Raw genomic sequence first — 20,084 nt, forward strand, 5'->3', positions numbered from 1 at the left:
TATGAAAAACTACAAAACTATTTTATTTCTGTTGCTTACCATGATGGGGCAGTATGTTGCAGCTCAGACCGAAGTAAAGAAACCCAGAGAAGCATTCGAGCTGTTCTTCGGGACATTCGTGAATAACGATGAAGCTGCATTGAATAAGCTTAACGATTATCTGAGACCTACCGTAGAAGGACAGAACGCTTATCAGGTAAATTTTAAAGAAGTATCAGAAGAGATGAAGAGCAGCAGTGTGGAAAATTTCCTGTCTGCCTTTCCTAAAGCTACAGCGGCTGCATGCAAAAAAGAAGCAGAGGATTATTTCACAGCAATGCTGGGAAATTTTAAAGCCGGTAAGCTTACCGTTAAAGATGTAAAAGTTGTTCCTAATGAATATATGGAAGGGGAAAAAATTGCTGAGATAGCTTATTCAGTAAGTTTTAAGGTTCCTTCAAAATTAACGGCCGGGCCTACAGGAGATATCAAAAAAGTAAAAGCTGAAGATCTGAAAAAATATTTGATTCAGGCCGCTCAGGATTTTAAAAATGCAGATAAAACAGTAACAACAGATCAGAACTTTAGCTTGTACGAGCTTAAAGAAGGAGATAAAATCTACTACTGGAACGGTAGCCCGGATGAGATTGTGACGAATCTGACTGATTTCTACTTCGAAAGTTTCGGATCTGATGAATAAATAATTTGGTTGATAAGCCATTAAAGATATAAAGTCCCGGTTTCCGGGACTTTTTTTATTTCACATACTTTACGTATTTTTGATAAAACCGTTCACTATGAATTTTAAACCTATGTTATTAACTGCTGGAGTTTTGTTTTCAGCATCTTTTTATTCTCAGAAAATGAATTATCCTAAAGCATTAAAAGGAAATCAGACAGATACTTATTTCGGGGCCGCAGTTTCAGATCCGTACAGAGATCTGGAAAATGATTCTGAAGCTACAAAGAAATGGGTAGATGAAGAAGTAGCTTACAGCCAGAATTATCTTTCAAAAATCCCATTCAGGGATAAAATTAAAAACCAGCTGAAAGAGATCTGGAATTATGAAAAAATTTCAGCCCCTTTTAAAGAAGGAGATTATACATACTATTCCAAGAATGATGGTTTACAGGCACAGTCTGTTTTGTATAGAACCCATAATAAGACGAAAGCTACAGAAGTATTTTTGGATCCCAATAAATTTTCAGAAAAAGGAACGACTTCGCTTTCCAATCTTTCATTCAATAAAAAAGGGAATCTTGCCGCTTATTCCATTTCTGAAGGAGGAAGCGATTGGAATAAGATTATCATCATCGATGCTATTACCAAGAAGCAGATCGATGAAACCATTCTGGATGTAAAGTTCAGTGGGATTTCATGGCAGGGAGATGAGGGATTCTATTATTCAAGCTATGATAAACCTAAAGAAGGTACGGTACTTTCTGGAATGACGGATAAGCATAAAGTATACTTTCATAAACTGGGAACAAAACAATCTGAAGATAAGCTGATCTTTGGCGGAGAAAAAACACCGAGAAGATATCTGAGCGCAGGAGTTTCCGAGGATCAGAGATACCTGATCATTTCCGCGGCCAACGCAACCAATGGAAATGAACTGTATATCAAAGATCTGAAAAAAGGAGGAGACTTTGTACAGATTACAAAAGGATTTGATATCAATGCCTATATTGTAGATACGGAAGGAGATGACCTTTTCATTTCTACGGATAAAGATGCTCCTAATATGCGTCTTGTAAAAACGACCATCAGTAACCCTGTTCCTGAAACCTGGAAAGATGTAATTCCACAGACTGAAAATGTACTGGCTATTTCTTCAGGTGGAGGCTATTTCTTTGCAACCTATATGATCGATGCCATTGATCAGGTAAAACAATTCGATAAAACAGGAAAACTGATCAGGGAAATTACCCTTCCCGGAAAAGGAAATATTTCAGGCTTTGGAGGTAAGGAAAAAGAAAAAGATCTTTACTATTCTTTCAGCAATTACATTACACCGGGAACCATTTATAAATTTAATGCAGATTCCGGTAAATCAGAAGTATATCAGAAACCGAAAGTGAAATTTAATCCGGATGATTATGTTTCTGAGCAGGTCTTCTATACTTCAAAGGACGGTACGAAAGTTCCGATGATGATCAACTATAAAAAAGGGACTAAGCTTGATGGGAAAAATCCTACGATCTTATACTCTTACGGAGGTTTCAATATCAGTTTACAGCCTTCTTTCTCTGTTGTAAATGCGATCTGGATGGAAAATGGCGGTATTTACGCCGTTCCAAACATCCGTGGCGGAGGTGAGTATGGTAAAAAATGGCATGATGCGGGTACAAAGCAGCAGAAGAAAAATGTTTTTGATGACTTTATCGCTGCCGGGGAATACCTGCAAAGCAAAGGGTACACTTCTAAAGAATATATGGCACTTTCAGGAAGATCAAACGGAGGTCTGCTGGTAGGAGCAACGATGACAATCCGCCCGGACCTTGCCAGAGTAGCATTTCCGGGAGTTGGAGTTTTAGATATGCTGAGGTATAATAAATTCACAGCCGGAGCAGGCTGGTCGTATGATTACGGAACAGCAGAAGACAGTAAGGAAATGTTTGAATACCTTAAATCATATTCTCCGGTACATAATGTTAAGGCAAATACTTGCTATCCTTCAACCATGATCATCACCAGTGACCATGATGACAGGGTAGTCCCGGCGCACTCATTTAAGTTCGGAGCAGAGCTTCAGGAAAAGCAGGCCTGTAAAAATCCTGTTTTATTAAGAATTGAAAAGAATGCAGGACATGGTGCAGGAAGATCAACTGATCAGGTGATCAGTGAAAATGCAGATCTTATATCATTTGCGCTGTATGAGATGGGAATAAAGAAATAATGATTGAATAATAATAAATTTAATTAAATAACCAATTTTGTAAAAAATTGGTTATTTTTTTTACTGCGTTTTATTTATAATTTGTACTTTTAGCCTGGATATTTAAAGTTTACTAATTTTTATTTAATTAGGGTATTATGAAAAAAAGAATTTTACTGGTTTGTGCATTGGCAGCGGGACTGTCTAGCTTTAATGCACAGAGGTGGGAGCCGGCCTCACAAAAAACGTCTCAGATAAGAAAAGAAGTAGAAGTTCAATATTCTTACAGACTGGACTTACAGTCACTTAGGAATATTTTAAAAGATGCTGTAGAAACAGGAAAAGGAGCACAGGCAGTGATTGTTGCTCTCCCTACAGCAGAAGGGAAAATTGAAAAATTTGCCGTATACAGCAATCCCGTGATGGAAAAGTCTATGGCAGACAGATATCAGCTGGGTTCATATGTAGGTGTAGGGGTTGATGATCCTTCCAAATATCTAAGATTCAGTACATCTCCTACAGAAATGCAGTCTATGATCATCAAGGATGGAGTATTCCAGTTTATAGAGCCGATTACTACAGACAAGCAGACTTATGGAGTATTCTATAAAACAAAAAGAAATGCAGATGAGCATGGTTTCGAATGTACTACAGAAGAAAAGCATTTTGAAGATATAAAAAAATTAGAATCAAACGGTAAAAAAAAGCTTTCTAATGTAGGAATCACAAGCAGACCATCAAGTACAAAATACAGAACATATAGATTGGCATTATCTGTAACTGGGGAATATACTCAGGCTGCTGGCGGAACAGTTCCGAATGCAGTTACCAGAATGAATAACACAATGACTCGTGTAAACGGTGTGTTTGAAAAAGATTTTGGAATACAACTAATCATTCAGGATATTCCGGCTATCATTTATACAAATGCAGCTACAGACCCATATACAGGTAATTTAAATTTGCAATTACAACAAACATTAACGTCTGTAGTTGGAAACGCCAATTATGATATCGGGCATGTATTTAATGCTGCAGGAGGAAATGGGAATGCTGGAGGGATAGGCGTTATTTGTACTAATCCGGCAAATAATAATTCTTTGGGAAAAGGTGCGGCCTTTACACAGAATACAAACCCAACAGGAGATTTATTTGATATAGATTATGTAGCTCACGAAATGGGGCATCAGTTAGGAGGAAACCATACATTTTCACATGCCAATGAAGGCTCAGGAGCAAACGTAGAACCTGGAGGAGGAACAACCATAATGGCATATGCGGGAATCACACAGGATAATGTACAGGCGAATTCTGATGCTTATTTTCACTATAAATCAATCGATCAGATATTAACAACTTTAGAAAATAAAACTACATGTGGAATATCTCAGGATATTACAGTAAATACTGCACCTGTGATTTCTGCGCTTACACCGTATACCATTCCTAAAGGGACAGCTTATTACTTGGATGCAACAGCAACCGATGCGCAAAATGATCCTTTGAATTATACCTGGGAACAATATGATAGTGTAGGAATTACAAACTCTATATCAGGAGATAGCGGATGGGGATATAATACCGGAGGCTCTATAGCCAGATCCTTCTTTGGGACGACAAGTGGAAGAAGATATTTTCCTAGCCTGCCTTTAGTAATGGATGGTATTCTTACCAATAAAAGTACATGGGAAACAGTTTCCTACGTTCCCCGAACGCTAAATTATGCTGTAACAGTAAGAGATGGAAATGCACAGAGGCCTATGCTTTCATCTTCAGAGACAACAGTAACGGTTGCTAATGACGGTCCATTCAAATTCAACGGGCTTACAGCTTCTTCAATATTATACAACAATGCTGCAAATACAATCCAATGGGAAGTGGCTAATACAAATACTGCACCTTATAATGTAGCCAATGTAAAAATAGATTACACTACTGATAATGGGGCTTCCTGGACGGATTTAGTAGCTTCAACACCCAATACAGGCAGCTATACAATACAAATGCCAGGCAGTTTAAGCGGTGTTATTAAATTAAGAATTTCAGCAATAAACAATATATTCTACGCAGTATCCCCTGCGGTTACTGTAGGAACGGCTCCAACTTCTACTACAGATGCTCCAACTGGCGTTGTTGCTTTAGACACTGAAGTTTTAAGAACAACAGCTAGATTATCCTGGAACAGTGTACCTGGAGCTAATACTTATTCAATAAACTATAGAAAAGCAGGAGATACAAACTGGTCTAATGCTACAAGTACAACAAATTCTGTACTGTTGAATGGTCTTGACGATGAAACAAATTACGAAGCGCAGGTTGCAGCAGTGGTAAATAGTGTACCTGGAGCATTCTCTTCAAATTATGCTTTCAAAACAAAAGGCCTAAGAACAGGTGTTGATTACTGTATCATGACTACAGGAGGAAACAATTTGAATAGTCCTTATATCAGTGGGCTTGTTAACTTAACTCTATCTAATTTAACATATTCAGCAGTTACAGTAGCGAATGCAGCTAAAACCTATCTTGATTTCAGTGAAGATACAAGTAAAACAATAAATTTAACAAAAGGAACCCAATATACATTAAGCTATAGAAATTTAGGAAACGAAGCCAATTATAATGACTGGGTTGATATTTGGATCGATTTCAATAGAAATGGTGTTTTTGAGGCATCTGAAAAAGTGGGTTCCAAATCAGGTGTTCCAATTATAAATGGAGCTTGGTATTACCATCAGGGATCAATTGTATTTACAGTGCCTGCATCGGCTTATTCAGGAGATAAGACGTTGAGAATGAGAGTTGCAAGTAGTTTCTTTAATGCAGTGAATGATCCATGTGGAAGCCCATTCGTACCAAATGTTTCGTCAGGTACATTCAGAGACTTCCCGGTAAAAATTACAGAAACCCTTAGTGTAAACGAAACAAAAGATACAAAATCATCCGAAGTATCGATCTATCCTAATCCTGCCGATACTTTTGTAGAAGTGAAAAATCTGAAAGGAAAAGCAGATTACAAGATCTACTCTGCTGACGGAAGATTAGTTCAGGAAGGTAAGATTGATGGACAGAGAATTAATGTTGCTTCATTGATCAAAGGTATGTATGTTGTTACCATCAAAGATGAGAAAGACACTTACAATACTAAGCTTATCAAAAAATAAGCAGACGATATACAATTAAAATAAGACCGGGCATTTGTCCGGTCTTTTTTTTGGATAAGCTTCAGAGAAACTGAATGTTAACAGATGTTTCATGTTTCGCTCAAAAAAATTAACTTTACGGAGACAAAAATTATTGGAATGCGAAAGACAATTTCTGTGAAAAAGCCGGATTTTAAAGTATTGCCTCAGGAGAGGGAAATCTATAGCTTTGAAAAAGACGGACTTGAACTTAAATCATCTTATGAGAAAAAAGATGTAAAAGATGAATCATTAACACAGACTTCTCCGGGAATTGAACCTTATCTGAGAGGACCGTATTCCACGATGTATGTTCAGAAGCCATGGACGATCCGTCAATATGCCGGTTTTTCCACTGCTGAAGAATCCAATGCCTTTTACAGAAGAAACCTTGCTGCAGGGCAAAAAGGGCTTTCAGTAGCATTTGACCTGGCTACGCATAGAGGATATGACTCTGATCATACAAGAGTAGTAGGAGATGTAGGAAAAGCAGGAGTCGCCATTGATTCTGTGGAAGATATGAAAATTCTTTTCAACGAGATTCCTTTGGATCAGATTTCCGTTTCTATGACCATGAATGGAGCCGTACTTCCGATTTTGTCTTTCTATATTGTGGCGGCTGAAGAACAAGGCGTAAAGCAGGAGCAGCTTTCAGGAACGATCCAGAATGACATTCTGAAAGAGTTCATGGTAAGAAATACTTATATTTATCCGCCTGCACCTTCTATGAAGATCATCGCGGACATTTTTGAATATACTTCACAGAATATACCCAAATTCAACTCTATTTCCATATCCGGATATCATATGCAGGAAGCGGGTGCAACACCGGTGCTCGAAATGGCTTATACATTGGCAGACGGTCTCGAATATGTAAGAACCGGGATCAAAGCGGGAATGAATGTAGATGATTTCGCACCGAGGCTTTCGTTCTTCTGGGCAATCGGGATGAACCACTTTATGGAAATTGCTAAAATGCGTGCTGCAAGATATATTTGGGCCAATCTTTTAAAACAGTTTAATCCTCAAAATCCGAAATCTTTGGCGCTGAGAACCCATTCGCAGACTTCAGGATGGTCTTTAACGGAGCAGGAGCCTTTCAATAATATCACCAGAACAGCTATTGAAGCGCTGTCCTCAGCTTTAGGAGGAACTCAGTCACTGCATACCAATGCATTAGATGAGGCTATTGCACTTCCTACAGATTATTCTGCTAAGATTGCAAGAAATACGCAGATCATTCTTCAGCAGGAAAGCGGGATATGTGATGTAGTGGACCCAATGGGAGGAAGTAACCTGGTAGAAAGCCTTACCCAGCAAATGATCGAAGAAGCGATGCGATACATCGATGAGGTTGAGCAGGAAGGAGGAATGACCAAAGCTATTGAAGCCGGAATTCCTAAAATGAGAATTGAAGAAGCAGCGGCTAAAAAACAGGCCAAAATCGATAGTGGTGAAGAATTTATCATTGGGGTCAATTCATTCAAATCATCTTTAAAACAGGATGCCATAGAAATTCTGGATATTGACAATACAGAAGTCCGCAGAAAGCAGATCGAAAGACTGAATACTATAAAGGCTGAAAGAAATGCAGAAGCCGTTATACAGATATTAAACGATATTCGTGAAAGTGCAAAAACAGGAAAAGGAAATCTGCTGGCATTGTGTATTGAAGCGGCGAGAAGAAGAGTTACCCTTGGTGAAATGAGTGATGCTATGGAAGAAACCTTTGGAAGATATAAAGCAAACATTAAAACAATTTCTGGAGTATATGCCATGAATGCCGGTAAAAACGAATACTTTGAAAAAGCCCTTCATCTGACTCAGAAGTTTGAAGAGGAAGAAGGACGCCGTCCTAGAATAATGGTCGCCAAAATGGGGCAGGATGGACATGACAGAGGAGCAAAAGTAGTAGCAACAGCATTTGCGGATATGGGATTTGATGTCGATGTGGCACCGTTGTTCCAAACTCCGGAAGAAGTAGCAAAGCAGGCTATTGAAAATGATATTCATATTCTGGGAGTATCTTCACTGGCTGCAGGGCACAAAACATTGGTGCCGCAGGTAGTAGAAGAACTGGCTAAATTGGGTGCAGATGACGTTACCATTGTAGTAGGAGGAGTGATTCCGCAACAGGATTATGAATTCCTTTATGCCAACGGGGCTGATTTTATTTTTGGCCCGGGAACCAATCTTCCTAAATGTGCAGTGGAAATCCTGGAAAGACTGTTAGCAAGAATTTAATTAAATAATCAGATATAATAAAATAAATAAGGCTGTTTCTCAACGTTGGAAACAGCCTTTGTTTTTAGCTTTTTACTGGTTGTATCTTACCATCGTCCATGATCTGATAATAAGCTTGGGTCGTTTTTTGAGTATGCCCGTCAATAGTATGCTCCGTCGTTACCGTCACCTTGCCGCTCTTATCGATTTCATAGCTGCTGAATTCCTCTTTTTTATCATCTTTTCCCGGATCAAACCATATTCCTTCCACATAAAGCTCTCCTATGATTTTGTTATCCAGCACTGTAAGAAGAGAATAACGGTAGTCGAAGTCACCGCAATCCATAGGAACCAGGATCAGTTCAATATTTTTATATCGGGTTAAAGGGAAATACCGGAACATTGGATTTCCACAGCTGTATTGCTCTGATCCCTCTATTATAAAATCTGTTTCCAGAAACTTTACATCTACTCGTGGAAGACTTTCCACAGGTAAGCTGTAGTTTCCTTTTTCCAGATATGATTCCATTTTTACAGGCTTTTTTGTAAGCTTTCTCCATTCCTCAATAGAAAGTGTTTCTCCTGAAACAGGATCTGCGATCTTTAAAGCATTGCACTGATCACCTGAAGCATGGAAAATATGATAGGTTTCAAAACGGTCAGGACCATTATAGCCGGCGGAAAGGGAGTAATTCCAGATATTGTTGACCTTTGTACTATCTACCAGAAAAGCAATTCCGCTTTTTCCTTTAGTCAGTGAATCCAGGAATTTAGCCTGAGCTTTTATTTCATCCAGTTCAAGAATCTTTTCCATAAAATGAGATGAATGGCAGGTACTGTCAGTTGCTTTTACTGTTTCTTTTTTCACAGGAATTTCCTTCTTACATGCGATAAAAAGCAGCGGAACCAAGCCTGATAAAAGTTTATGCATAAATTGTTTTTCACAAAAATAAGATTTAAAAAGAATTGGAGATTTAAAAAATAATTTTATATTTGCACCTGAAAATCAAGTTTAACCATTAAAAAACAACGAAGCAATGTTCAAAGCAAAACAGAATTCTACAGTTGGATTACCGCTTATGGTGGTAAGGCTTCGTGGTTTGGTACACTCATAGAATAACAGTACAATGAAATATCAAAACCCGAAGTCGTAGAGATTCCGGGTTTTTTATTGCGCAATATTTCAAACTCAAATTTAGTTTCCCCGAAATCTTTTTAGTGTCATTAAGGACAAAATAGGATGAGGTAGGTATTACCTTCACTATAATTGTCGATCATTATCAATCTATAAACTAAAATATTAGTTGAATAAAAAGATAGATAGAACAAGTCCATGCTTTGGATCTTGTATCGGATATCTTATGTCTCACATGGAAAATGATAACCTTCTGTCTTATCGCCTCAGAAGCGTAAGAAGCAGAAAAAGAAGAATAAAAAAAGAGGTAGAAAAGCAGATAAGAAAAAAGCACAAACGTAGTCAGGAACTTTGGGATATCAGGAGAAATATTCAGTGGATTCTCTTAGAAAAACCTTATCAGAGAGGATTTGTAAGATTCTTCGCCGTTAGGGAAGATGTAATGAGATCCAAAGACGGAGATTTCTTTGATGGAATTTTGAAGAAGATCAATACCTACATGTATTCCGAAAGTCGCCGGTTTCTGAAAAAGAAAAGAAAATCTGGGAAAAGGATATATGTAGAAAGAGTACAAAAGCTCAAACACATCTCTTCCTATTCATGGAATGACCCGAAGCTCGGACTCACACCGAGAGAAAGACAGTATTTTTTGAAACAGGAAGAGTATTGTCCTGCCCGGAAGACGTATGTGCCTTACTACGAATTTATCGAACCATGGAGATTTGCCCTGCGGATAAGACCTCATATGATTACCCATTATAAGCCTGTAGACTTTGAACTGGAAAAAGAATATGCAGAGCTGGAATCTTATTTGGGACAGCATAAAATTGCCGGAATTGTTCATAAGACAATCTATGGCAAATCAAATTCATGGAAAACGAAAAAAGAAGATTCAGATCTTATCAGAAGCAGGAAATATGTTACCTGCAGAATGTCTGCAACAGAGATTGCGGAAAGCTTTCAGGACGATTAAGTCCATTATTATTTAAAACAAAAACAATGGGAAATTTAAAACTAAAAGGAAAAGATATATTAAAACTGGGCTATCCAAATAATCAGAGTGTCAATGTCGCCTTGGAGGTTATGAAAAGGAATTTTGCCACTAAAAATATCCATCATGTAAAATCTCTTTTAAAGGAAATCCTTCTGAATCCTGAGAATTTTGAAAAGGATCTGACCTTTGGGCAAATTGCTGAAACACTGCTTTCATCCAAAAAAACGGAAAAAAGAATGCTGAATTCACAGCGTGCCTCGTTTCAGATCTTTGGAAATAATATTTCAGATGAGGCGAAAAATCAGCTGTACACTGCATTGAAACTACCGATCTCTACTCAGGGAGCATTAATGCCTGACGCCCATAGCGGCTATGGACTTCCGATCGGAGGAGTGCTCGCTGTGGAAAACGCGGTGATTCCTTACGGAGTAGGGATGGACATCGGATGCAGAATGAGTCTGAGTATTCTGGATACACCGGTTTCATATCTTGAAGGAGCAAGAGACAAATATGAAAAAGCTCTTGCCGAACATACAAAATTCGGGATGTATGAGACCCATAAATCCCACATAGATCACGAGATCTTTGACAGAGATACGTTTGATCTGATTCCTATTCTGAGGAGATTAAAAGGGAAAGCGATTAAACAGATGGGTTCTTCAGGCGGAGGAAATCATTTTGTGGAATTCGGAGAAGTGGAAATCACAGAAGAAGACGAACAGATCGGACTGCCGAAAGGAAAATACCTGGGGATATTGTCACACAGCGGATCCAGAGGATTAGGTGCAGAGATAGCCCAATATTATTCAAGGGTGGCTACAGAACAATGTCCATTGCCAAAAGAAGCCCAAAACTTTGCCTGGCTGGATCTCAGCACACACCTTGGACTGGAATACTGGACAGCCATGAACCTTGCCGGAGATTATGCTTCAGCCTGTCATGATGATATTCACCGTAGACTGGTAAAGGCTGTGGGAGGAAGAGTAAAGGCAAGAATAGAAAACCATCACAACTTTGCGTGGAAGGAAATCCACAACGGAAAAGAAGTGATTGTTCACAGGAAAGGAGCTACGCCAGCCAATAAAAATGAGCTTGGTATGATTCCGGGGTCCATGACTGCAAAAGGATACATCGTCCGTGGAAAAGGAAATCCGGAGTCGCTGAACTCAGCTTCACATGGAGCCGGAAGAGCTCACTCACGGGGAGAATGCAGAAGTCTTTTTACGCAGCATGATATCAAAAAAGAACTGAAGCTGAAGAATGTCACATTGATAGGCGGAAATGCGGAAGAAGCACCAATGGCCTACAAGAACATTAATGAAGTGATGAATGCGCAAAGCGAATTGGTCGACATTCTGGGAACATTTCAACCGAGAATCGTGAGAATGGACCGATAATCAGGTTGATCGTTTATAGCTGTCTGTTGAGAGTATTTGACGGTCAGCTATAAACCCTCAGCTTTCAACTTAAAAAAATAAAGAAATGGGAGCACCACATAATATAAAAAGATATGGAGAAGTCTGGCCGGAATTTAGGATCCGTTCCGGACTGAAAATTTTAGAAAAATTAAAAAATAAAGTCATTATATCAGGAGGATGGGCATGGCATTTTATGTCAGAGAAAGGACATACGGAATACAAACATGCTCATGACCACAAGGATATTGATGTTTTTGTAAAAAAAGAAAATGTAGCGGAGATTGTTATGATCCTTCAGCAGGAAGGATTTCAGAAAGTCTGGACACGGTACGATCATCTGCCGGGTAAAGAAAATTTCCGCAGATACGAAAAGACAGAAGAGCTGGAAAACGATAAATTTCACAGGATTACCATAGATTTCTTTGAAAGGGATGATCTTGAAACCATTGAAGCAAATGGTTTTACTGTTGTGAAGCCGGATCTTTTGCTTTCCTTCTACAGAAACATTCATTCCAGTGACAAATGCTGGGCGGTAATGGCTGCAAAAGATTTATTACAAAAGGGAATAGATCCGATAGGACATCCCCTGTTGAGCAAAATGCCAAAATAAAAATGGAAAAATTAATACAGATCACTTCCGGGAGAGGACCTTTAGAATGCCAATGGGTGGTAGCCAAAGTCCTGAAAACCTTTCTGGAAGAAGCGACGCAAAATAAAATAGCGTATGAGATCATCCATCGTGAAGCGGGTGATGAAAATCTGACCTTGAAATCCGTTACCTTACTTTTGAAAGGAGAAGGGATCACAGGATTCTTAAAAAGCTGGTTGGGAAGTATTTGCTGGACGGGTAAAAGTACATTCAGAAAACTGCATAAAAGGAGCAATTGGTTTATCGGTGTTTTTGAATTGGAGAATCTGAAAGCAATTGATTTCAACGAAAAGGATATACGGTTTCAGACGGCCAGAAGCCAGGGAAGCGGCGGACAAAATGTAAATAAAGTCAACACGGCTGTCCGTGCTACACACCTTCCCACGGGGCAATCCGTATTTGCACAGGATTCACGCTCACAGCTGGAGAATAAGAAGCTGTCTGTAAGCAGATTAAGAGAGAAAGTAATGGCTGTATATATTCAACAGATGGAAAAGAATATGAAAGAGACATGGAATCTTCATCTGCAGGTACAGCGAGGGAACCCGGTCCGTACATTTTCAGGAACAGATTTCAAAATAAACTATGTAGACAGGTCATTCAAAAAACAAAGAAATGCCCTGAAAAATGAATTAAAAAATGATAACAATGACCTTAACTAAAAGTAAATATTATTTTGAAGCACTGGACTACTTCCCTTATAATCTTTCCGATTGCCTGGATGCGCTGAACTATGCGCTGGCCTATGAACCGGAAGATGCAGACAGCCTTTGTCTGATGGGAAGAGTGTATTCAGAGATTCTGAAAGATTATGAAACCGCAAAGAAGTATTTTGAAGAAGCCATGCAATACAATATAGGAAATGTCAATACTCCCAAATACTATATTGAATGTCTTTTGAGCAATGAAGATTATGCTGAGGCTGAAAAACTAATTGATTTTGCTTTACAGCTCAAAGGGATCAGCAAAGCTGAGATCTTATCCTGCAAGGCGCTTTTATTTGAAAGGAAGGAAAACTATGAAGAAGCCTTACTGCAAATCGAAGCTGCGAAAAGATTTAATTATTGCAGAAGCACAGCTGAAGTATTAGAAGAAAGAGAAAAATCGATCCAAAGTAAAATGCCGGAGTATAAAACGAAAGAGGAGACTGAATAAGTCTCCTTTTTATAACCCTTAAAATGAGACTATTTTGAATAAAGTGAAATTAATATAATGAAAAGCCCCGGAAGTGTGAATAAAAAAAACTAAAAAACAATAATTATAACAATATTGGTGTTTTTTTTAATTTTTAACAATTTCTACAATGTTTTGATATAGATAGAATGTATATTCGGATGCTTTAAAACATTTTTTATGAATAGAAAATTATTTTTAATGCCAATTGCTATGGCGGCATTTTTGGCTTTTGTACAAGTTAATGCACAAAGCTCTACAGAGATTATTCAGGATTATTACAAAAGAAGCGGACAACTTACTCAAAGAGATAATACCAATGATAGGACGGGTGTTATTATTTTAAACGAAGATCCTTCTCAAAGTCTTGGGGTAAAGATTGTTAACGTACAGCAAACTTATGATGGGTTCAGAGTCATTAATGCTTTTGGAAAAGTTCTTATTAAAGATGGAAAAATTATTTCCGAAAAGAATGAGTTTAAGCGAAACATTGTAGTTTCCAGTCAGAAGAAAGCTCAGGAAAAATTTCCAGAGAATCTGCTGAAACAAAAGCTGGCATTAGAGGAAATAGCAAAGGTAGACTATCTTCCGAATGTATACTTTGAGAAAAACGGAGTGTATATTTTGGCAAAAGAGCTATTTGTATCAGATAAAAATTCTTCGGATGTATGGCATATAATCGCTGATGCAGGGAGTGGAGAAATATTGAGTAGGGATAATATGACACTTAGCTGTAGCTTTGGAGGAAGAGATCATTCCCACGGGGCGGAGCCTGATGAACAGCATCCGGTAGTGATTGAGCAGAATCAAAGTAAAGAGTTCAATACTGCTTTTTTTGCTCCCACCAACGCATCATATAATGTTTTCCCTCTGCCTGTGGAAGCTCCTTCGTTTGGCCCTCGCTCAACTGTTAACAATCCCTGGGATCTAACTGCTTCGCCGGAAGGCTGGCATTCTGACGGAACAAATAATTATACCAATACAAGAGGAAATAATGTATATGCATATTCTGATCAGGATAATATGGATGCCCCTGGATATTCACCTGATGGAGGAGAGGTTCTTACCTTTAATTTTCCTTTTGCAGATGGTAGATATGAAAACCCTTTTACATACAGGGATGCAGCCATTACGAATCTATTTTATATGAATAATAAAATGCATGATATTTTCTATAAATTTGGATTTACAGAAGCAGCAAGAAATTATCAGACCAATAACTTCAATAATGGAGGTATCGGAGGAGATGCCGTAAATGCTGAAGCTTTTGACGGAAGCGGACTTAATAATGCTAATTTTTATCCGGGACGTGAACAAGTGATCAATGGACAGACTTATTTAGAAGCTCCAACCATGCAAATGTTTCTTTTTGAAAGAAATGAAACCGCTGCTGACCCTATTTCAAGATATCAGTATAATTCTCCTGCAAGTATAACAGGGCGACCTAAAGTATTTGCTACGAATGGTTTTGGTGATACGTTTCAGTCTGTGACTGCTGATTTGGCTCTTCCTTCATCCGATAATTCCTGCACAGCTATGACAGCTGGAAGTTTAGCAGGAAAAATTGCTTTAGTAAAAAATGGAGGTTGTGACTATGACCTTAAAGTGTTTAATTCTCAGGAAGCCGGAGCCACGGGAGTAATTGTATACAATCCAACGTCTAATGCTCCTGCCGGTATCAGTATAACAGGAAATGGTTCCTACATAAGCCAGGTAAATATTCCTTCTATCAACATCGGAAAAACAGAAGGAGAATATCTGCTGGGGCAGATTACAGCCGGAACAACGATTAATACTACTTTAGCCAATGATTATGACGGGGCTAAACATTCAAGTTTCGATAACGGGATCATCGCTCATGAATACGGACATGGTATTTCAAACCGATTAACAGGACAAGGTTATGGATGTCTTCAAAGATCTGTATCTGCGGAACAGATGGGAGAAGGATGGTCAGATTATTTTGCTTTAATGTTAACAACAAGACCGGGCGATACATCCGCCTTAGCAAGAGGAATGGGAACCTATGTTATGAATGAACCAACAGATGGAGGTGGAATCAGACTTGCTAAGTACTCTCCTGATTTTTCTGTGAATAATTATACCTATGGGAGGACCAATACAGTTTCAGGACCTCATGCAATAGGGTTTATCTGGGCTACTATATTATGGGATCTTACCTGGAAATATATTGAAAAATACGGATATAATAGCGATGTTTTGGCAAGTATGACTTCCGGAAATGCCAAAGCGCTACAAATAGTAATGGATGGGCTTAAGCTTCAGGCTTGTAACCCTTCTTTTGTTGATGGAAGAGACGCTATTCTTCAGGCTGACGCTGTTAAAAACGCAGGAGCCGATAAATGTATGATCTGGAATACATTTGCAAAAAGAGGCCTGGGAGTCAATGCTTCGGCAGGGGTTAAATCTGTAGCGAATGATCAGGTGGAAGACTTTACAGTGCCACAGGAGTGTATTGTGGCTTTGTCCACTCAGGATGTTAAGGCAGAGGATCAGAAATTTATTGTATTCCCTAACCCTACTTACGATGAGTTTTTTGTAGGCAATATAGATAAATCTTCTAAAGAAGTAAAGATCAGAATGTTTGATATGTCCGGAAAATTAGTGTTTTCTGATTCCAGAGAATCTGCTTCGAAAAAAGCGGTCTCTACAAGGGGATTCCAGAAAGGGGTATATATGGTTCATATCCAGCAGGGAGATAAAACTCAGGTGGAGAAACTGATCGTAAAATAAATTCTTATACCAGCAGAGATAAAAAATAAGCTTTCATTTGAAAGCTTATTTTTTATTCACAGAGATCAGATAATCATAAACCATTTGATGCTGGTCGTCATTAAGTTTGGCTTTAGGAGCCATTCTGCTTAATGTTTTGATCCATCCCTGGTTATCATGTCTGGTAGGCTCCGGTAGTTTGTGGCACTTTGCACAGGAGTTTTCAAAAATTGTTTTTCCCTGGGCCAGCTGTTCGGATGAGGTGTACTTAGGCCCGGTGACTGCTGTACTCTTTGGTCCGCAGGATACCAGAAATGCTGATGCAGCAATGCCGCTTAAGATTAATTTTTTCATACCCATATTTTGTTATTGATTACTTTTTCACAGAAATAATATAATCATAAACCCATTGGTGCTGATCATCTGTCAGCTTCGCTTTTGGAGCCATAGAATTCATGATTCCTACCCATTGTACCGGATTGTATTCTGTAGGCTCCGGCAGCTTATGGCACTTTCCGCAAGAGTTTTCAAAAATTGTCTTTCCCTGGGCGATCTGCTCCGCAGTTGACGTTGAAGTCGAGGCAGTAGTGGCAGATGTTGATGCTTTTGGAGTACAGGAAACTAGCAGAATGGCAGTAAATGATGCTGCAGCGATGAGTTTTTTCATGTTTCTTATTTTGATACAGAACAAATGTAATAAATTCCTCAGGCCTTTGATACAGCGGGTTGTAGTTTTAATTTAGAAGAAATAAAAATTAAATAATAAGATGTAAATAACCGGTAAAAGTATTTTGCTGTATTGGCTGCCACCTATTGACCATTCACTTTTTAATTATTAATTTTGAATCAATGAAATTTTCTACAGAAGAGTTAATAGAAGGAATACGGTCAGGAAACAAACGCCTGATCGCAAAAGCTATTACATTGGTTGAAAGTAAAAAGGCCGAACACAGGGTGCAGGCGGAAGAGCTTTTGAAAAAGATAATGCCCTATACAGGTAATTCCGTAAGAGTAGGGGTGACCGGAGTGCCGGGTGCTGGGAAATCTACCTTTATAGAAAGCTTCGGAAGACTGGCGATTGCTGAAGGAAGGAAAGTGGCTGTTCTGGCTATTGATCCGAGTTCTTCGATTAACAAAGGCAGTATTTTGGGTGATAAAACCCGAATGGAAGAGCTTGCAAAAGAAGAAAATGCTTTCATACGGCCCTCTCCAAGTTCAGGATTTTTAGGAGGTGTTGCCAATACCACCTTCGAAACGATGATGATCTGTGAAGCAGCAGGCTATGATTATATTTTAATAGAAACCGTAGGAGTAGGACAGTCAGAAGTTTTGGTTGCCGATATTACTGATGTTTTCCTGTTTCTTAAGATCATTGGTGGTGGAGACGAGCTTCAGGGCATAAAGCGTGGAATCATGGAAATGGTGGACCTTATTTTCATCAATAAAGTAGATCAGGACAATCTTCAGAAAGCGAAAAATACCAGACTGGAACTGAAAAGAGCGCTGGACTTTATCCCGCCTAAAGAAAAAGGATGGAAGATTCCTGTTTTATTGGGCTCCGCTTTACGGAATGAAGGTCTTAAAGATATTTATGATAAAATTTCAGAATTTATTGATCTGAAAAAGAAGAGCGGACGCTTCGAGGAGGTCCGGATTCAGCAGGCTGAAAAACGTTTCGAATATTGGGTGCAGGAATACGTCTTATCTTTGATGAAAAAGAGCAGTGAGGTAGAAGAAGCCTATCTGATGCACAAAAAAAATGCTTCAGAGATGGTCTCGAACCCAAGCACTGAAGCAAAATTATTTGTTGAAAGGTTTTTATCTGATAAAAACAGGGATTAGAGCTTTTCCTTATCCTGTTTTTCCTCGTTTTTTGAAACATAACCATCATAGGTGATGGGCTGTCTGTCATTACTTTTCATAGAAACAAAAGCCTTACCGTTTTTAAATATTTCAATAATGATTTCATCCACAGTTCTTACGTTATTAGGCTTGATTCTTACGATCCAGGTCCCTTTTTTATTCTGGGATTTACTGACGGTGAAATCTTTTGATGTAAATCTGTAGCTGTTATCATTGGTATTTCCATAGGTAGGGTTGAATAATCTTCCGAAATAAGGTAGTGCTACATCCAGATTATTTTTACTGACTTCAATCGTATAGCTTCCATCCAGGTTCAACATCCTTGTCATCGTAGCGTTGGGCATTGAGCTCATCACATTGATGACGTCATAATTCGTGGGATTTGCTCTCTGTGCATGGAAGGTAAACTCCTGAGAATCTACTAAGGTTTCCACTGTTTTTGAATCTAATGAGCCCTGAGATGCACAGCTCTGAAAAAAGAACAGGAATCCAAAAACCATCAGAAGAGAAATATACTTTTTCATAATTGAGATAATTATTAAATTTAAATAGCAAAATGTATGCAAATATATTCTTTATGAAATATTTTGGAATAAAAATTGTTAAAGTTGAATTATTAACACTCAAACTATGAAAGTTACACAACTATTAGGAATAGGAGCTATTGCTCTGTCGGCTGTTGCCTGTACTACAAACCCGATCACGGGAAGATCGTCTTTACAGCTGGCCAACAATTCAGAAATTTTAACAATGTCCGCACAGGAATACAAAACGACATTGTCTAAAGGTAAAGTGATTACCGGTACAGCAGATGCAAAGAGAGTGGTAAGTGTAGGAAACAGAATAAAAAGCGCAGCAGAAAGATATTACCAGAATATCGGAAGATCAGCGGACCTTGCCAGCTACAGCTGGGAATTTAATCTTCTGCAAAGCAATGAGCTGAATGCATGGTGTATGCCCGGCGGTAAAGTAGCTGTTTATACAGGGATTTTACCGGTTACTAAGGATGATAACGGACTTGCAGTGGTGCTGGGGCACGAGGTTTCTCATGCGCTGGCAGGTCATGGAAATGAAAGAATTTCCCAGGCCATGGTAGCCCAGTATGGAGGTGCTATTCTTGGGGGAAGCATTTCAAATTCTCAATGGGCAAGTATTTTCCAGAAGGTATATCCTATCGGGTCACAGGTTGCATTATTGAAATATGGCAGAGGGCAGGAGTCAGAAGCTGATGAAATGGGACTTTACCTGATGTCTATGGCTGGTTATGATCCAAGAGCTGCGATACCTTTCTGGAACAGAATGGAGGCTGCCTCTTCAGGAGCCAGACAACCGGAATTCTTATCTACCCACCCAAGCCCGGAAACAAGAATTTCAGATATCAATAAAGATCTTCCGAAAGCGCTGGAATATTATAAGGCTGCCGGAGGGAAAATATAATTAGAATTTTAATCTTGAGTAGAGCCTTATTAAATTTTTAGTAAATTTGGTAAGGCTTTTTCAATGTAACCACCTAAACACAATATTATGAAGAGTTTATCAATTACCGGACTTATCCTTTTAGCAGTTTCTGCCTTACTTTTTTATCTGACAACAGACTTCGCTGTAGAACAAATTAAAATTTCCCATATCATGGGAATGATGGCCGGAGTGGGAATAGGACTTATCATTGGAGGAATGGTAGGCTATCTAAGTAAAGGAAGCGCTATAAAAGCGGAACAGAAGAAAAAAGAATTCAAGCAGCTGCAGAAAGAAAAAGAAGAATTGGAAAAACAGGCAGCAGACATAGCAAAACGTCAGACTGAGCTTGAAAATCAAAATAAAAACCCTCAGATATAGAATCAGAGGGTTTTAAAGTTGTT

General features: G+C 38.7%; 17 protein-coding genes. 13 read left to right on the forward strand and 4 right to left on the reverse strand.

Translation table 11 applies throughout. The features are described from left to right. Position 1 precedes the first annotated feature (1 nt). The 4 genes from AC4IF5_RS13650 (at position 2) to scpA (ending at position 8,281) form a co-directional block, all read left to right on the forward strand. A complete protein-coding gene (locus tag AC4IF5_RS13650) occupies positions 2-679 on the forward strand; it encodes a hypothetical protein (protein ID WP_490735378.1) in 678 nt (225 codons plus the stop codon). A gap of 97 nt (positions 680-776) precedes the next feature. Then, positions 777-2,879, forward strand: a complete 2,103-nt coding sequence (locus AC4IF5_RS13655; RefSeq protein ID WP_490735380.1) for a prolyl oligopeptidase family serine peptidase — start codon at positions 777-779, stop codon at positions 2,877-2,879. Between the two features lie 137 nt (positions 2,880-3,016). Further along, positions 3,017-6,019, forward strand: coding sequence for a reprolysin-like metallopeptidase (locus AC4IF5_RS13660; protein WP_490735382.1), 3,003 nt, complete (start codon positions 3,017-3,019; stop codon positions 6,017-6,019). Positions 6,020-6,157: 138 nt separating this feature from the next. Next, complete coding sequence (gene scpA, locus AC4IF5_RS13665; protein ID WP_490735383.1) at positions 6,158-8,281, forward strand: methylmalonyl-CoA mutase; 2,124 nt, start codon at positions 6,158-6,160, stop codon at positions 8,279-8,281. Positions 8,282-8,345: 64 nt separating this feature from the next. On the opposite strand, the gene AC4IF5_RS13670 is transcribed toward scpA, so the two are convergent. Further along, positions 8,346-9,191, reverse strand: coding sequence for a hypothetical protein (locus AC4IF5_RS13670; protein ID WP_490735385.1), 846 nt, complete (start codon positions 9,189-9,191; stop codon positions 8,346-8,348). Between the two features lie 373 nt (positions 9,192-9,564). Between AC4IF5_RS13670 and AC4IF5_RS13675 the strand changes: the two genes are divergently transcribed. The 6 genes from AC4IF5_RS13675 to AC4IF5_RS13700 all read left to right on the forward strand — a co-directional run bounded on the left by AC4IF5_RS13675 (position 9,565) and on the right by AC4IF5_RS13700 (position 16,383). Then, complete coding sequence (locus AC4IF5_RS13675) at positions 9,565-10,368, forward strand: hypothetical protein (protein WP_490735387.1); 804 nt, start codon at positions 9,565-9,567, stop codon at positions 10,366-10,368. 26 nt (positions 10,369-10,394) lie between these two features. Then, positions 10,395-11,786 carry an RtcB family protein gene (locus AC4IF5_RS13680; protein ID WP_490735607.1) on the forward strand — a complete coding sequence of 464 codons (1,392 nt, stop codon included), beginning with the start codon at positions 10,395-10,397 and terminating at the stop codon, positions 11,784-11,786. 85 nt (positions 11,787-11,871) lie between these two features. Beyond that, on the forward strand, positions 11,872-12,417 hold the full coding sequence (locus AC4IF5_RS13685) for a nucleotidyltransferase domain-containing protein (protein ID WP_490735389.1): 546 nt from the start codon (positions 11,872-11,874) through the stop codon (positions 12,415-12,417). Positions 12,418-12,419: 2 nt separating this feature from the next. Next, positions 12,420-13,118 (forward strand): peptide chain release factor H, encoded by a 699-nt coding sequence (gene prfH / locus AC4IF5_RS13690; protein WP_490735391.1) that lies wholly within the window; start codon positions 12,420-12,422, stop codon positions 13,116-13,118. Further along, the gene (locus tag AC4IF5_RS13695; protein WP_490735393.1) at positions 13,105-13,611 is read left to right on the forward strand and encodes a tetratricopeptide repeat protein; all 507 of its coding nucleotides are present in this window, start codon (positions 13,105-13,107) and stop codon (positions 13,609-13,611) included. Before prfH ends, AC4IF5_RS13695 begins: the two co-directional genes overlap by 14 nt. A 198-nt stretch (positions 13,612-13,809) precedes the next feature. Then, positions 13,810-16,383, forward strand: coding sequence for a T9SS-dependent M36 family metallopeptidase (locus AC4IF5_RS13700; RefSeq protein WP_490735395.1), 2,574 nt, complete (start codon positions 13,810-13,812; stop codon positions 16,381-16,383). A gap of 45 nt (positions 16,384-16,428) precedes the next feature. Here AC4IF5_RS13700 and AC4IF5_RS13705 read toward each other — a convergent pair whose 3' ends face one another. Next, positions 16,429-16,716, reverse strand: a complete 288-nt coding sequence (locus AC4IF5_RS13705; protein WP_490735397.1) for a c-type cytochrome — start codon at positions 16,714-16,716, stop codon at positions 16,429-16,431. Between the two features lie 19 nt (positions 16,717-16,735). After that, positions 16,736-17,029 carry a c-type cytochrome gene (locus AC4IF5_RS13710; protein WP_490735399.1) on the reverse strand — a complete coding sequence of 98 codons (294 nt, stop codon included), beginning with the start codon at positions 17,027-17,029 and terminating at the stop codon, positions 16,736-16,738. 182 nt (positions 17,030-17,211) lie between these two features. On the opposite strand from AC4IF5_RS13710, the gene meaB reads away from it, so the two are divergent. Further along, on the forward strand, positions 17,212-18,204 hold the full coding sequence (gene meaB, locus AC4IF5_RS13715) for a methylmalonyl Co-A mutase-associated GTPase MeaB (RefSeq protein ID WP_490735401.1): 993 nt from the start codon (positions 17,212-17,214) through the stop codon (positions 18,202-18,204). Here the strand turns inward: meaB and AC4IF5_RS13720 are convergent. Next, positions 18,201-18,749 (reverse strand): DUF4251 domain-containing protein, encoded by a 549-nt coding sequence (locus AC4IF5_RS13720; protein WP_490735402.1) that lies wholly within the window; start codon positions 18,747-18,749, stop codon positions 18,201-18,203. The genes meaB and AC4IF5_RS13720 overlap by 4 nt on opposite strands. 106 nt (positions 18,750-18,855) lie before the next feature. On the opposite strand from AC4IF5_RS13720, the gene AC4IF5_RS13725 reads away from it, so the two are divergent. Continuing rightward, complete coding sequence (locus AC4IF5_RS13725) at positions 18,856-19,662, forward strand: M48 family metallopeptidase (RefSeq protein ID WP_490735404.1); 807 nt, start codon at positions 18,856-18,858, stop codon at positions 19,660-19,662. 87 nt (positions 19,663-19,749) lie between these two features. Then, entirely contained in the window at positions 19,750-20,061 is a 312-nt protein-coding gene (locus AC4IF5_RS13730; RefSeq protein ID WP_490735406.1) for a hypothetical protein, read from the forward strand. Positions 20,062-20,084 lie beyond the last annotated feature (23 nt).

It is taken from the genome of Chryseobacterium sp. UF-290 (assembly GCF_058245615.1).

Bases quoted from the DNA above. Each gene is read 5' to 3' on its own strand.
- AC4IF5_RS13700 (WP_490735395.1), top strand. From the start codon at position 13,810: ATGAATAGAAAATTATTTTTAATGCCAATTGCTATGGCGGCATTTTTG.
- AC4IF5_RS13655 (WP_490735380.1), top strand. From the start codon at position 777: ATGAATTTTAAACCTATGTTATTAACTGCTGGAGTTTTGTTTTCAGCA.
- AC4IF5_RS13730 (WP_490735406.1), top strand. From the start codon at position 19,750: ATGAAGAGTTTATCAATTACCGGACTTATCCTTTTAGCAGTTTCTGCC.
- scpA (WP_490735383.1), top strand. From the start codon at position 6,158: ATGCGAAAGACAATTTCTGTGAAAAAGCCGGATTTTAAAGTATTGCCT.
- AC4IF5_RS13660 (WP_490735382.1), top strand. From the start codon at position 3,017: ATGAAAAAAAGAATTTTACTGGTTTGTGCATTGGCAGCGGGACTGTCT.
- prfH (WP_490735391.1), top strand. From the start codon at position 12,420: ATGGAAAAATTAATACAGATCACTTCCGGGAGAGGACCTTTAGAATGC.
- AC4IF5_RS13705 (WP_490735397.1), bottom strand. From the start codon at position 16,716: ATGAAAAAATTAATCTTAAGCGGCATTGCTGCATCAGCATTTCTGGTA.
- AC4IF5_RS13710 (WP_490735399.1), bottom strand. From the start codon at position 17,029: ATGAAAAAACTCATCGCTGCAGCATCATTTACTGCCATTCTGCTAGTT.
- AC4IF5_RS13720 (WP_490735402.1), bottom strand. From the start codon at position 18,749: ATGAAAAAGTATATTTCTCTTCTGATGGTTTTTGGATTCCTGTTCTTT.
- AC4IF5_RS13680 (WP_490735607.1), top strand. From the start codon at position 10,395: ATGGGAAATTTAAAACTAAAAGGAAAAGATATATTAAAACTGGGCTAT.
- AC4IF5_RS13685 (WP_490735389.1), top strand. From the start codon at position 11,872: ATGGGAGCACCACATAATATAAAAAGATATGGAGAAGTCTGGCCGGAA.
- meaB (WP_490735401.1), top strand. From the start codon at position 17,212: ATGAAATTTTCTACAGAAGAGTTAATAGAAGGAATACGGTCAGGAAAC.
- AC4IF5_RS13670 (WP_490735385.1), bottom strand. From the start codon at position 9,191: ATGCATAAACTTTTATCAGGCTTGGTTCCGCTGCTTTTTATCGCATGT.
- AC4IF5_RS13650 (WP_490735378.1), top strand. From the start codon at position 2: ATGAAAAACTACAAAACTATTTTATTTCTGTTGCTTACCATGATGGGG.
- AC4IF5_RS13725 (WP_490735404.1), top strand. From the start codon at position 18,856: ATGAAAGTTACACAACTATTAGGAATAGGAGCTATTGCTCTGTCGGCT.
- AC4IF5_RS13695 (WP_490735393.1), top strand. From the start codon at position 13,105: ATGACCTTAACTAAAAGTAAATATTATTTTGAAGCACTGGACTACTTC.